The organism is Larkinella harenae, from assembly GCF_054780515.1.
The window spans coordinates 330,698-344,693 of the sequence record NZ_BAAGWE010000003.1; the positions used below are offsets into that span (position 1 = coordinate 330,698).

The 13,996-nt window shown below is 47.4% G+C and carries 15 protein-coding genes and 4 tRNA genes; all 19 read right to left on the bottom strand.

Translation table 11 applies throughout. From position 1 onward, the window contains the following. Positions 1-43 precede the first annotated feature (43 nt). The 19 genes from rpoB to ACYVH9_RS18485 all read right to left on the bottom strand — a co-directional run bounded on the left by rpoB (position 44) and on the right by ACYVH9_RS18485 (position 13,988). The gene (gene rpoB, locus ACYVH9_RS18395) at positions 44-3,907 is read right to left on the bottom strand and encodes a DNA-directed RNA polymerase subunit beta (RefSeq protein ID WP_460637853.1); all 3,864 of its coding nucleotides are present in this window, start codon (positions 3,905-3,907) and stop codon (positions 44-46) included. Between the two features lie 202 nt (positions 3,908-4,109). Then, positions 4,110-4,496 (bottom strand): 50S ribosomal protein L7/L12, encoded by a 387-nt coding sequence (rplL, locus tag ACYVH9_RS18400; RefSeq protein WP_460637854.1) that lies wholly within the window; start codon positions 4,494-4,496, stop codon positions 4,110-4,112. A 68-nt stretch (positions 4,497-4,564) separates the two neighbouring features. Then, positions 4,565-5,101 carry a 50S ribosomal protein L10 gene (rplJ, locus tag ACYVH9_RS18405; protein ID WP_460637855.1) on the bottom strand — a complete coding sequence of 179 codons (537 nt, stop codon included), beginning with the start codon at positions 5,099-5,101 and terminating at the stop codon, positions 4,565-4,567. A 1-nt stretch (position 5,102) separates the two neighbouring features. After that, a complete protein-coding gene (rplA, locus tag ACYVH9_RS18410) occupies positions 5,103-5,801 on the bottom strand; it encodes a 50S ribosomal protein L1 (RefSeq protein WP_460637856.1) in 699 nt (232 codons plus the stop codon). Positions 5,802-5,828: 27 nt separating this feature from the next. Continuing rightward, a complete protein-coding gene (gene rplK / locus ACYVH9_RS18415) occupies positions 5,829-6,272 on the bottom strand; it encodes a 50S ribosomal protein L11 (protein ID WP_460637857.1) in 444 nt (147 codons plus the stop codon). 86 nt (positions 6,273-6,358) lie between these two features. After that, on the bottom strand, positions 6,359-6,916 hold the full coding sequence (gene nusG / locus ACYVH9_RS18420; protein WP_460637858.1) for a transcription termination/antitermination protein NusG: 558 nt from the start codon (positions 6,914-6,916) through the stop codon (positions 6,359-6,361). 77 nt (positions 6,917-6,993) lie between these two features. Continuing rightward, positions 6,994-7,185: a preprotein translocase subunit SecE gene (gene secE / locus ACYVH9_RS18425; protein ID WP_460638162.1), complete on the bottom strand. Its 192-nt coding sequence runs from the start codon at positions 7,183-7,185 to the stop codon at positions 6,994-6,996. A 12-nt stretch (positions 7,186-7,197) separates the two neighbouring features. Continuing rightward, positions 7,198-7,271 (bottom strand) — tRNA-Trp (locus tag ACYVH9_RS18430). Between the two features lie 178 nt (positions 7,272-7,449). Then, positions 7,450-8,637 carry an elongation factor Tu gene (gene tuf / locus ACYVH9_RS18435; RefSeq protein WP_265993608.1) on the bottom strand — a complete coding sequence of 396 codons (1,188 nt, stop codon included), beginning with the start codon at positions 8,635-8,637 and terminating at the stop codon, positions 7,450-7,452. 60 nt (positions 8,638-8,697) lie between these two features. Next, positions 8,698-8,769, bottom strand: a tRNA-Thr gene (locus ACYVH9_RS18440). Positions 8,770-8,854: 85 nt separating this feature from the next. Then, positions 8,855-8,930, bottom strand: a tRNA-Gly gene (locus ACYVH9_RS18445). Between the two features lie 43 nt (positions 8,931-8,973). Then, a tRNA-Tyr gene (locus ACYVH9_RS18450) sits at positions 8,974-9,056 on the bottom strand. Positions 9,057-9,246: 190 nt separating this feature from the next. After that, positions 9,247-10,269 (bottom strand): outer membrane beta-barrel protein, encoded by a 1,023-nt coding sequence (locus ACYVH9_RS18455; protein WP_460637859.1) that lies wholly within the window; start codon positions 10,267-10,269, stop codon positions 9,247-9,249. A gap of 4 nt (positions 10,270-10,273) precedes the next feature. After that, a complete protein-coding gene (locus ACYVH9_RS18460) occupies positions 10,274-11,107 on the bottom strand; it encodes a hypothetical protein (RefSeq protein WP_460637860.1) in 834 nt (277 codons plus the stop codon). Further along, positions 11,088-11,675: an RNA polymerase sigma factor gene (locus ACYVH9_RS18465; RefSeq protein WP_460637861.1), complete on the bottom strand. Its 588-nt coding sequence runs from the start codon at positions 11,673-11,675 to the stop codon at positions 11,088-11,090. Before ACYVH9_RS18465 ends, ACYVH9_RS18460 begins: the two co-directional genes overlap by 20 nt. A gap of 111 nt (positions 11,676-11,786) precedes the next feature. Continuing rightward, positions 11,787-12,176 carry a DUF983 domain-containing protein gene (locus ACYVH9_RS18470; protein ID WP_460637862.1) on the bottom strand — a complete coding sequence of 130 codons (390 nt, stop codon included), beginning with the start codon at positions 12,174-12,176 and terminating at the stop codon, positions 11,787-11,789. Between the two features lie 240 nt (positions 12,177-12,416). After that, entirely contained in the window at positions 12,417-12,959 is a 543-nt protein-coding gene (locus tag ACYVH9_RS18475; protein ID WP_460637863.1) for a DUF420 domain-containing protein, read from the bottom strand. A gap of 8 nt (positions 12,960-12,967) precedes the next feature. Beyond that, entirely contained in the window at positions 12,968-13,657 is a 690-nt protein-coding gene (locus ACYVH9_RS18480) for an SCO family protein (protein WP_460637864.1), read from the bottom strand. Between the two features lies 1 nt (position 13,658). Then, entirely contained in the window at positions 13,659-13,988 is a 330-nt protein-coding gene (locus ACYVH9_RS18485; RefSeq protein ID WP_460637865.1) for a cytochrome C oxidase subunit IV family protein, read from the bottom strand. Between the last annotated feature and the right edge of the window lie 8 nt (positions 13,989-13,996).

The following is a 13,996-nucleotide window of genomic DNA, read 5'->3' on the forward strand; positions in this document are numbered from 1 at the left end:
GGCCCGCACACCGGTTGGTCTGCGGGCCAAAAATCAGCTGGTGTTAATCCATCGTAACCTCGAGAGCCAGACCGCGCAACTCGTGTACTAACACGTTGAACGATTCCGGAATGTTGGGTTTCGGCAGGTTTTCGCCTTTTACGATGGCTTCATAGGCCTTAGCCCGTCCCACCACGTCATCGGATTTTACGGTCAGAATTTCCTGAAGAATATGCGACGCCCCGAATGCTTCGAGTGCCCATACCTCCATTTCGCCAAACCGCTGTCCACCAAACTGTGCCTTACCACCCAACGGCTGCTGCGTAATGAGTGAGTAAGGTCCAATTGAACGGGCGTGCATTTTATCGTCAACCAAGTGACCCAGTTTCAGCATGTAAATGACACCGACCGTAACGGGTTGATCAAAACGTTCGCCCGACAAACCGTCGTGCAAATACGTCCGACCGAACGACGGCAGACCGGCAGCATTCAGTTCGGCCACCACCTGATCTTCAGTGGCACCGTCGAAAATCGGGGTTGCGTACTTGCGACCCAGTTTCAGACCGGCCCATCCCAAGACGGTTTCGTAAATCTGTCCAAGGTTCATCCGGGAAGGTACACCAAGCGGGTTCAGTACGATATCCACTGGCGTTCCGTCTTCCAGGAACGGCATGTCTTCATCCCGAACAATCCGGGCAACTACCCCCTTGTTACCGTGACGACCAGCCATTTTATCACCTACTTTCAGCTTCCGCTTCTTGGCAACATAAACTTTCGCCAGTTTCACAATACCTGCCGGCAGCTCATCACCAACCTCCAAGGTAAACCGCTCGCGTTTGAAACGGCCCGTAATCTCGTTCCGACGGTTATTGTAATTCTTAACCATCTGGGTCAACAACTTGTTGGTGTGCGGATCGTCTGTCCAGCCTTCAATCAGCAAATCACCCAACAGGTTAACTTCTTCTGGTACCGAATAGCTGCTTTCGTCGCGGTACGGGTTTTTGTCCGGGAAGAGGTTATCCGTGATGTTTTTCCGGGTAAACTTAACGCCCTTGCTGGTGATGTTATCGCCGAATTTGTGATTGATGCCCTGTGAAGTCTTACCTTCCAGCAGCGTCGACATCTTGTTGATCATCTTCTCGCGAACGCCGACCAACTCCCGGCTATAGCGTTTCATCAACGCCTTGATTTCATCTTTGTGCTTCGAACGCTCGTCTTTATTCGGGCGGGAGAACAGCTTGGTATCGATTACCACGCCTTTCAGCGACGGCGGTGCTTTTTTGGAAGCATCCTTCACATCACCGGCTTTGTCACCAAAGATGGCGCGGAGCAGTTTTTCTTCCGGTGTCGGATCACTTTCTCCTTTTGGTGTGATTTTACCAATCAGGATATCGCCTTCCTTCACTTCCGTACCAACCCGCACGATACCGTTTTCGTCGAGGTTTTTCACGGTTTCTTCCGAAACGTTCGGAATCTCCGCCGTCAACTCCTCTTCACCACGCTTGGTATCACGAACTTCAAGTTCAAATTCTTCAATGTGAATGGATGTGAAGATATCTTCGCGAACTACACGCTCCGAAATCACAATTGCATCCTCAAAGTTGTATCCCTGCCAAGGCATGAAAGCCACTTTCATGTTCCGGCCAAGCGCCAGTTCGCCACCTTCCGTTGCGTATCCTTCGCAAAGTGGTTCTCCTTTTTTCACCCGCTGCCCCTTCAGCACCATCGGCTTCAGGTTGATGCAGGTATCCTGGTTGGTCCGTCGGAACTTGATCAGGTTGTATGTTTTCAGATCGTCGTCGAAGCTTACTAACCGTTGATCGTCGGCCAGATCGTAGCGAACCACAATCTTCGTAGAATCAACAAAGTCAATAACCCCGTTTTCTTCAGCGATCACCAGAGCCCGTGAATCGATGGCAACCCGTCCTTCCAGACCGGTTCCGACAATCGGGGCCTGTGGGCGCAGAAGCGGAACCGCCTGCCGTTGCATGTTCGACCCCATCAAAGCCCGGTTGGCATCATCGTGCTCCAGAAACGGAATCATCGAAGCCGCCACCGACACAATTTGGTTCGGCGCAATGTCCATATAGGTTACACTGGTCGGCTCTGACATTGGGAAGTCCCCTTCAAAACGGGATTTGATCCGGTCACCCGTTAGGGCTCCTTCACCATCTACCTCCGTGTTTGCCTGCGCAATGTAGTGCGTATCTTCTTCTTCCGCCGTCAGGTATTTCACCGGTTGATCCTGGGCTACCTGTCCGCTTTCAATAATGCGGTACGGGGTTTCGATGAAGCCCATGCTGTTTACTTTGGCGTAAACACAGAGCGATGAAATCAACCCGATATTCGGACCTTCCGGCGTTTCAATTGTACACAGACGACCGTAGTGCGTATAGTGAACGTCACGAACCTCAAAACCGGCCCGCTCACGCGATAGACCACCGGGTCCGAGTGCCGACATGCGACGTTTGTGCGTCACTTCGGCCAGCGGATTCGTCTGGTCCATGAACTGCGAGAGCTGGTTAGTTCCAAAGAACGAGTTGATGACCGAAGACAGGGTCCGGGCGTTGATCAAATCAACCGGTTTGAAATCTTCGTTATCACGAACGTTCATCCGCTCTTTGATGGTCCGGGCCATCCGGGCCAAACCGACACCGAACTGAGCGTACAATTGCTCACCTACCGTCCGGACGCGCCGGTTGCTCAAGTGGTCAATATCATCAACAACCGCTTTGGAGTTGATCAGGCCAATCAGGTATTTCACGATGGAAACAATATCTTCCGTCGTCAATACTTTCGTGTCAGCCGCTACGTCCAGTCCCAGCTTTTTGTTGATCCGGTACCGGCCTACATCACCCAGATCGTACCGCTTATCCGAGAAGAACAAACTCTGGATAATTTCACGGGCGGTTTGCTCGTCCGGCGCTTCCGTGTTCCGAAGCTGGCGGTAGATTTGTTCAACCGCTTCTTTTTCTGAGTTAGAGCTATCTTTTTGCAGCGTATTATAAATGATATTATAATCCGCTACGTTCATATCTTCCTTGTGCAGAATAATCGACTTCTGACCGGAATCAGTAATCGTATCGATGTGATCCGACGTAACAACCGAATCACGCTCCATCAATACTTCATTCCGGCTGATCGACACGACTTCACCCGTATCCTCGTCCACAAAGTCCTCCGTCCACGTCCGCAGTACCCGAGCAGCCAGCCGACGGCCAACTATTTTCTTCAGGCTTGCCGGCGTTGCCGGTATTTCTTCAGACAATCCGAACAAATCCAGGATTTCCTTATCCGAACCGAAACCAATGGCACGCAGCAATGTCGTTACCGGGAATTTCTTCTTCCGGTCGATATAAGCATACATGACATTGTTGACGTCGGTTGAAAATTCAATCCATGAACCTTTAAACGGAATGATCCGTGCTGAATACAATTTCGTTCCGTTGGTGTGCTTGCTCATCGAGAAGAACACCCCAGGTGAACGGTGCAATTGCGAAACAATTACCCGTTCCGCTCCGTTAATGACAAACGAACCTTTGGCGGTCATGTACGGAATGTTCCCCAGAAATACTTCCTGTTCGATAGTTTCGAAGTCTTCGTTATCTGCATCATTGCAGGAAAGCCGTAATTTAGCTTTCAGCGGTACAGAATACGTCAGTCCCCGATCGATGCATTCGTCAACGGAGTATTTCGGTGGATCAACAGAATAATCAATGAACTCCAGTACGAAGTTTTCGCGGGAGTCAGAAATCGGAAAATTTTCCTGAAAAACTTTAAACAAACCTTCTTTCGAACGATTATCAGAAGGGGTGTCTAACTGAAAAAAATCTTGGAAAGATTGTATCTGAACATCCAAAAAATCCGGATATTCGATCACTGGTTTGATTTTCGCAAAACTTATACGCGTGGTTGTTTTCGTAGCCAAGACCTCGTTGCGTTTAGTTATAGTGATCGATAGTATTTCGTCCGTATACCTGTAGTGTATAATAGGGCGTAATCGGACAACGTAATATACGGGAAAATAGTTTATTCTCGCCCGTTTGTACAGCGCAAAACTCCCCAAACAGGAAAAGACCTGACAGATGCCAGGCCTATTCCCGGGGGAGAGAGTAAATCCCTAAGCAGGGTTATTTTACTTCAACTTCAGCTCCAGCCTCTTCCAGTTGCTTGCGCAGTGCTTCGGCTTCGTCTTTAGCAACACCTTCTTTTACCGGTTTCGGTGCGGTGTCAACCAATTCTTTGGCTTCTTTCAGGCCCAGACCCGTCAGGTCTTTCACCAGTTTCACAACAGCCAGTTTGCTGGCACCAGCTGCCTTCAGGATCACGTCGAATGACGTTTTCTCAGGAGCAGCAGCGGCTTCGTCACCACCAGCTCCTGCACCACCAGCTACCATTACTGGAGCGGCAGCAGCCGGCTCGATACCGTATTCGTCTTTCAGAATAGCAGCCAGTTCGTTAACTTCTTTTACCGTCAGGTTGACAAGCTGCTCTGCGAACGCTTTCAAATCTGCCATTTTCGTATTCTTGATTAGATTGTTACAAAATTGATTTTAAATACACTACTACATCGGGCAGCGGGGTATTAAGCCGCTTCGCGCTCCGACAATGTTTTGAGGATACCGGCCAATTTGTTGCCACCACCCTGAAGACCAGAAATAACATTCTTGGCGGGTGATTGCAGCAGGGCGATAACGTCGGCAACCAGTTCTTGTTTGCTCTTCAGCGTCAACAGGGTATCCAGTTGATCAGCGCCAATGAACAGGCTATAATCGACTGAAGCACCTTTCAGTTTCAACTTATCGTTACCAGCTTCTTTGCGGTATTGTTTGATCAGCTTAGCCGGAACTTTGCCCGATTCTGCGTGAAACATTACCCCGGAAAAACCTTTCAATACCGTATCATCGAATGAAGCGTAATCCGTATCCAGCGTCTCCAGAGCTTTCCGGATCAACGTGTTTTTAACTACTACATATTCGATGCCCTGGTCGAAACACATCCGGCGCAGTTTGTTTACTTCGGCAACCGACATGCCACTGGCATCGGTGATGTAGAAGTAGGGAACTGACTTGAACTTCTCGCTCAGCTCCTCAATAATTGCTCCTTTTTCTTCCCGTGTCATGTTACAGTCCTGATACCGTCGTTTTGTCAATTACTACACTCGGACTCATTGTGCTGGACAAATGAATCGTTCTTACATACGTACCTTTCGAAGAAGAAGGTTTTAGGCGCAGTAATGTTGCGATAACTTCCTGTGCATTTTCAGCCAGCTTATCCGGCGTGAACGATACTTTCCCGATGCTGGTATGAATGATACCGAATTTATCAACTTTAAAGTCGATTTTACCGGCTTTCACTTCACGGACGGCTTTGCCCACTTCGGGTGTTACCGTACCCGACTTCGGGTTTGGCATCAAACCGCGCGGCCCCAGTACCCGGCCCAGCTTTCCGACTTTGGCCATCACACTCGGCATTGTGATAATCACATCAATGTCCGTCCAGCCTTGTTCGATTTTAGTAATGTATTCGTCCAGCCCCACATAATCAGCACCTGCTTCTTTTGCTTCGGCTTCTTTATCCGGCGTGCACAACACCAACACCCGAACGGTTTTACCCGTACCATGTGGCAGTGTAGCTACACCCCGTACCATCTGATCGGCTTTCCGGGGATCAACGCCCAAACGAACATCGATATCCACAGAAGCATCAAACTTCGTATAAGAGATTGTCTTTAAAATCTCGGCTGCCTGCGCCAATGAGTACTCTTGCGCAACATCGTATTTGCTCTGAGCCTCTTTTTGTTTTTTTGTCAGTTTTCCCATGATCTTCGCTGAATTTGACGGCTGAAATTAATTGTCCCAGGGAGCTGTCCCCGATACCGTGATTCCCATACTCCGGGCGGTACCGGCAATCATCTTCATCGCAGATTCGATGGTGAAGGCGTTCAGATCTGGCATTTTGGTTTCAGCGATTTGCTTCACCTGATCCCAGGTTACTGAGCCAACTTTGTTCCGGTTCGGCTGAGCCGATGCGGTTTTCAGTTTGGCAGCCTCCATCAACAGGATGGGGGCAGGCGGTGTTTTGATGACAAAATCGAATGATTTGTCCTTGTAGTACGTGATCAGTACCGGGAGAACCATGCCCATCTTGTCCTGCGTCCGACCGTTGAACTGCTTGCAGAATTCCATGATATTCAAACCCTTGGAACCCAGCGCCGGTCCAATCGGAGGAGAGGGATTGGCTTGACCACCCTTCACCTGCAATTTCACGTAGCCAACTACTTCTTTTGCCATTGCTTCTGGTTTGTTACGCTAAGCCCTGCAAATGACTGTCCGTCCAGTGGGAAGCATTGACGGCATCGTCTCGGGCATAGCTTGTTTTATATTTCCTTTTCTACTTGTGCGTAACTCAGCTCTACAGGGGTATTTCTACCGAAAATTTTGACGACAACATTCAGCTTCTTCCGCTCGTCGAAAACTTCTTCGACCGTACCGATAAAACCGCTGAACGGGCCATCCACAACTTTCACCGATTCTCCTTTCAGGAATGAAACCGTTGGAGTGGTCACTTCCTGAGTTTCCTCATCAACCTTCCCCAGAATACGGTTTACTTCAGCCTGGCGCAGCGGTACCGGAATTTTGGTAGGTCCATTGGAATTACCCAGGAAACCCAAAACGCCCGGCATACTGGTAATGACGTGCATTACTTCGCCATTAGAAAGATCGGCAGAAATCAAAATATAACCCGGAAAGAAGGTCTTTTCCCGAACCCGTTTCTTCCCGTTTCGCATTTCGTAAACCTTTTCGGAAGGAATCAGAATTTGTGGAACAAAGTCACTCAAACCCTGTCTGGTAATTTCATTTTCCAGATACGATTTGACCTTTTTCTCCTGGCCAGAGATAGCCCGGACGACATACCATTTTATTCCGCTTTCCATCGTGAAATTGTTACGATTTGTAATTGCTGCTGCTTGATTTAATGAACGAATCACTCAGCGACAATCATGACCCGGCATCAGAACGACTGATAAAACAAATTCAGTGCGTTCTCAAACAAAAAGTCGATGCCTCCTACCAGTAGTGCAAAAATCAGCGATGCTATCAAAACCAACGTAGAGCTGGCTTGCAGATCACTAAACTTCGGCCATGTAACATTATGCTGAACCTCCTCCCAGGAGTCTTTCAGAAATGAGGAAACCTTGTCCATCTGTGATGTGATTGGCACGGGTGGAGAGATTCGAACTCCCATCAACGGTTTTGGAGACCGCTATTCTACCCTTGAACTACACCCGTGTATTGATTAGAAGAAAGAGAAAAGACGTAAGATAAAAGAGAACTAAACCAGCTTTTTATCTTATCTCTTTTCTCTCTATTCCTGTTTGCCCGTTGAAACGGACTGCAAAGATACCAAATTATCATAAAAAACAAATGCATTCCCCGAAAGAAATGCATTTGTTCAGTTACTTTTACCTTAGTCGAGGATTTCCGTTACCTGACCAGCGCCAACCGTCCGGCCACCTTCGCGAATAGCGAAGCGAAGACCTTTCTCCATAGCAATCTTGTTGATCAGTTGAACCTCAATCGTGATGTTATCACCTGGCATAACCATCTCAACGTTGGCTGGCAGGGAGATTTCACCCGTTACGTCCGTGGTACGGAAATAGAACTGCGGACGGTATTTGTTAAAGAATGGCGTGTGACGGCCACCTTCTTCTTTCGACAGAACGTAAACCTCAGCTTTGAATTTAGCGTGCGGTTTTACAGAACCTGGTTTACAGATAACCATACCCCGACGGATATCGGTTTTCTCAATACCACGGAGCAGCAGACCTACGTTGTCACCGGCTTCGCCACGATCCAGAATTTTCCGGAACATTTCAACACCCGTTACAACTGATTTCAGGTTTTCTGCACCCATACCCAGGATTTCAACTGGCTCACCTGAGTTGATGATACCCCGCTCAATACGTCCCGTAGCAACCGTACCACGACCTGTGATCGAGAATACGTCTTCTACCGGCATCAGGAACGGCAGATCCGTTTGACGCGGAGGCAGCGGAATATAGCTATCTACGTTGGCCATCAGATCTTCGATCGTAGCAACCCATTTAGCGTCGCCGTTCAGACCACCCAGAGCAGAACCCTGAATAACCGGAATGTTGTCGCCATCGTATTCGTAGAAACTCAACAGCTCGCGGATTTCCATTTCAACGAGTTCCAGAAGTTCTGGATCGTCAACCATGTCCACTTTGTTCATAAATACAACCAGCTGAGGAACACCTACCTGACGAGCCAGAAGGATGTGCTCGCGGGTCTGCGGCATCGGACCATCTGTAGCGGCTACCACCAGGATAGCACCGTCCATCTGAGCAGCACCCGTAACCATGTTCTTCACATAGTCAGCGTGGCCCGGACAGTCAACGTGTGCATAGTGACGGTTTTGCGTCTGATATTCTACGTGCGAAGTATTGATGGTAATACCACGCTCTCTTTCTTCCGGTGCGTTGTCGATCGACGAGAAGTCACGTTTTTCAGCCAGACCCTTTTCTGACAACACTTTCGTGATGGCAGCGGTCAAGGTCGTTTTACCGTGGTCAACGTGACCAATCGTACCAATATTGACGTGCGGCTTGGAACGGTCAAAATTTTCTTTAGCCATTGTTGGAAAAGCTTAAATTGAACTGGTTTTTATTTTTTATTTAAAATTTAGCCGTTTCTGAGCCGTTGAGGGGATTTGAACCCCTGACCTCTTCCTTACCAAGGAAGTGCTCTACCCCTGAGCTACAACGGCTTATATACTGCTTTTTCTACGAAAAATGAATAATGTAGAATGAAAATGATTGACTCGTCACATTCATAATACACTATTCATTATCTGGAGCGGGAGACGGGGCTCGAACCCGCCACCTGAAGCTTGGAAGGCTACCGCTCTACCAAATGAGCTACTCCCGCTTATTATCTCAACTGCTTACTGAAATATTCGTTGTTGAGCTTGTGGGGAGTGGAGGATTCGAACCTCCGAAGGCGTTCGCCAGCAGATTTACAGTCTGATCCATTTGGCCACTCTGGAAACTCCCCTTTTAGCCTAAAAAGTACTTTTTTACTCAATTCCATCCGGCTCTTCTGCCAATGGAGTTGCAAAATTACATCCTTTTTTCTCTATGTCAACTATTCACTTAAAATAAATTTAGGATTATCGATTTTAACGCTCAAAAACCGCTACTGGACTCAAGCCAACAGCGGTTTACTTTGAGAGGTCAAACGGCTCTCAGAGGCCGATTCCGAAACTTAATGTACGCACATCCGGACCCCGATTCTCAGCGAAAAGCGGATTCAAGTCGTATTTGACGAAGAAATTCATACGGGCAATTCCGATATGTGCAATTAATCCGTAGCGTAAATCATTCAGGTAAAAATTGGAATGTTGGCGTTCCTTGTTCCCATCCTGTTCCTTAATTTTTGTATAGCTATCCACCCGGTAACCCGCGTACCCTCCAAAGCCCAGATGGCCTAGTTTCCGTCCGCTGCTACTGTAAAAACTAAGTCGTGGCACCACGGGCAGGTTAATTGTACACATGGTAAGCTTACTTTTCCGTAAATCCCTGCCAGCGTCGGCAAACACAACTCCATCTGCCCCTTTTTGCGCAATAACATCGTTTTCGAACATGTAATTGTTCCAGGATACTTCCAGCCCGTAAAAAAGTTTTAGCGATACATGCTGGCTGCGCGCTAAAGTAGGTGCCTGACTCAGCGCTAGGCTGATGTAACGCGAGCCGAGGGGCCGAAGTCTGTACGCTTCGGAAGCATAATTCGGATTTGGACTTTTCTCAATCAGCGTGTTAAGCCCGATTCCTGCGCCTTCTGCGCTAATGTCCCAATTATCCTTTTTCCGCCGGCGATTGCGGTTGCGATCCGGCCCATCGGTGTCCGTATCATTGTCCGAACGGTCATAGCTACGTCCTGCCGATTCTTTTATCGTAACCCGAACTTCACCGTCCTGTTGAGTAACGATCAGCACGGTGTCCCGTAAATAGCGTTGTACCTTGTTTTCATCAATTACAATAAAGGTTTCTCCTTTTTGAACCGAATCCAGCTTGAGACCCATATCCCGGATAATCTTGTTGATATCGTAATTTGACAGTTGCCGAATTCCTTCCCTATCGTTGGTGTGGATTACTAGGCGGGTTTTGTTGCCAAACAATATCACCAATGAATCCGCTTTTGAGCTGGCAGGGCTGGCCCAGGCCAAACTGCTGATTATTATCAGCATGGTGGTTAATACACTTTTCATCGTTCTATTTGTTGTTTGAGTTTTTTCGGAATGCGTTATACCGCAGGTTTTCATACGAATCAGCAATTTTCACTTTTCCTTCCTGTACTTTTTCACTCGCCCGAGCCATTAAAGCGCCAGGCTTTACCCCTACATCCTCCCACTCTACAGCTTCTCCAGCCTTTAATTTGTTGATTTGCCGCAGGACCCGTCCCAATCGAAAGCGCTTTTTCTGCGGTCTTTCTGCACTATCATCCACAGCAGCCAATTCCTTTGATTCGGTAGCAATGTCAACGTCTTCATCGGCAGTTTTCATTTCAGGAGTTGCAATCCGTACTATCAATGTTCTTTCAGATTCTTTCGGCGTCGCTTCGGCCAAGCGCATGACCGGCATTTCTATTGGTTCTGTCAACATCGGATCCTGCGGCATCACCGGCTTTGTGGATTCGGCAGACGCCGAAGGTTGGCGATCCGTGTCATTTTGCTTCCTTTTAGCGGGCGTCACGGGCTTTTGATATGCCATTACCGAAGATTCTGCTAATCTGTTGTTAACAGGTACTTTTGTCTCTTCTACAGCATCCATTTGCCGGGTAGGTGTTGTTTTTTCAGGAACATGCCGGACAATCTGATTCGTGGCCAGATCGGTTTTATCGGCATCTTTGACCGACCAAAGCCACCAGGAAGCCAATACAACAACTGCAACACTAGCCGCCGAAGCATACCATATGGTAAAAGGCACACGGTTTTTCTGTTTCCCATTCATCCGGCGCTGTAACTCTTCCCAAGTTGCCCGCTCCGGCTTTACACCATGATTCCTTAACTGATCGGCAAACAGATCGTCAATAGGATGCTTGCTCATAGTTTATCGATTTTTTTTTTACATCTGCCTGCGCTACCAACCGTTGCAGAAGCGCTCGGGCCCGGTGTAGTTGCGATTTGGATGTACTTTCTGTGATTCCCAATAAATCGGCTATCTCGGCGTGATTGTAACCCTCAATAGCATACAGGTTAAAAACCGTCTTATAACCAGCGGGCAGTTGTTCCAGAATATTCAGAAGATCTTCTGCAACCAACTCCTGGTCGGCATACGCTGGCTCAGCTTCTTCCGGTGCATCATCCAACGCTATTTCAGCCCGCCATTGTTTGTTCCGGCGCAAGTACATCAGCGATTCATTGACCATGATGCGCCGAATCCAACCTTCAAAACTCCCTTCACTTTTATACTGCCCGATCTTTTCAAAAACCCGCATAAACCCGTCCATCAGAATTTCTTCCGCTTCATACCGGTTGGACACATACCGCACGCAAATCGTCAGCATTTTCGACGAATACCGTTCGAACAACGTCTTCTGCGCCCGGCTGTCGGCCCGTTGCAGTGCCGAAACCAGTTGCGTTTCCGTCGAGTATCCCAGTAACCGTCGAATCATGTAGGGTGAGCTCCTTTTCAGTAGCAAGATGCAAACCGTCTTGGTCAAGGTTGCACGAGGGTTCGAAATTTTCTAAAAAAAGTAAACCCCGCCATTCCTGGCGGGGTTTACTTAAAATTCTGAGCGTTTATCCGGTTCATAAGAAATTCCGGAAACGTAATGAAGCCAAAGTATTCGTGAGATTCGGAAATTGATTGGTGTTATCAAAATCAGCAATGGACAAATGATTAAAACATAGGTCCAGCCATCCGGGTCATTAAGTCCATAAAAAATCAGGAATCCGGCCACCAATGCTACACCGGCCGACAACATGTAGCTAACAAACATGGCTCCCCAGAAATATCCCGGCTCGATTTCATAACGAAGCCGACAATTTGGGCAATGTTCGTACATTTCATCAAAGTGTCGAATACTGTAAAAAGGGTATTTAAAAATTTCACCCCGCCTACATCTAGGACATAGCCCGTCTGACACGGCTTGCAATTTCGAGACGTTGGACATATTCTTTTTTACTGGTCCTTATCCATAAAAAGATGATAACCGCAACCAGTAGATAAGGCATGACAAATAAATAAAGAATTCCGGTATTTAACCCAACCGCAACCTGGTTGCGTCCATTGCTCATTGTGCTTTCTACGGTTCCCCTGCACATAGCGCATTGGGCAAACGTATCCGCCAAACTCAGAATATACAGTATTCCGGTGGCTATAAAGGTTTTCCAGTTCTTCATCAAGTTCACTATTAATGTTGGTAATAGGGAGCAATCATAAAATAAACGATTACGCCCGTGATACTGACATACAACCAAATGGGATAGGCCCACCGAACTACCGATTTGTGCCGGGCGATCTGACCACTCAGGGCAAAATAAACGGCCCGAAGCACAAACCACACTACCACAATCGATAGAGCAATGTGACTAACCAGCAAGAAATAATACACTGGCCGGATAAGCCCTTCTCCACCAAACGGGGTCGAATCGTTCGACAAATGATACAGCACGTAACTTACCAAAAACAGAAACCCAAGCGTAAAAGCCGTCAGCATGACATTGCGATGCGCATTGATGTTTCGCTGTTTGATGAAATAGAAGCCAAGCAGTAATAAAGCTGCTGTAGCTGAGTTAATGATCGCATTGATGTGTGGCAGGTAGGTTGTCCAGACTCCCAGATCTATTTTCTGCCGAATACCCAATAACAAAGCTACAACTACCGGAATCACAATAGCCAGAACATTGATAAGGCGATTATACTTTTTACTATGTTCTAATTGCAAAGTCACCATGAAAGAAATTATTCTTTTGAATCAATATCTAATAAAACCCTGATTTCCAGCACCAATCGATCAACATCCGTTTTATCTGTTCCATTATAAAAGCCCCGAATGTGCCCTTGTCGATCTATCAATACCAACCCCTCGTATAATGTAAAAGTTTCGTTCTTCCGGCCCGTCATAGGACGTTGTTTGATACGATAATACTGCTCCGCTACAAAAGTAGTTTCCAGGGAATCAGGTCGGGCCAATAACCATTTATCGGGCAATACTTCATTCGACTGGATAACGTGTTGGGCTGCTGAGTCATTATCCACGTACGATACTAGGATGACGTCCGGATTTTGGGAAAAAATATCCTGTACGCGGTTAACCTGGTTGGCCACTTTCGCACATGTTGTATCACAGTCCAATCCAAAAAACGACGCAATGTAAAGTTTACCCTGTAAAGCAGCGGTAGAAAATGGTTTTTTGCCAGGCAGTGTGCCAACGATGGGAGGCAACGTATAAAAAACCGTATCCTGAGTTTTGTTACCCAGCAACGGATCGCTGCCGGGGCGAGTTTCGATTTTTCCAGTTTTTGCGTCGACCACTGGAAAAAAGGTCTGGAGGGTAAACTGGTTCTCGCCGAAGATCTTGAGGAACAAAAAAATAAAAGCCGGAACCACCAACAGGAGCAGGAGGATTCCGGCTTTTAACAAACGCGTCATGCTATTTTGCGATAAAGATGAAGTTTCCTTCCATCAACAAGGCAAGCATCAGCCAAACTACGAAGATACAGGGCAGAATAATCGCCCAGATTAATGACTTTACTTCGTGCTTCAAGTGCATAAACTCGCCGACGATGTAAAAGGCTTTTACGATGGTCATGATTACGAAGACCGACGTTTTAAAGAAACCATGCGGAACAGTAAACGCAATCAAGAATTCAAAAGCCGTCAGGACCGACAGAATAATGAAGGTTTTCCAGATTCCTTTGGTTTGCGGTTCAGCAATAACACCGTGCTCTGTATCGTGGTGATGTGAATGATGATCTGCCATGATTTGAC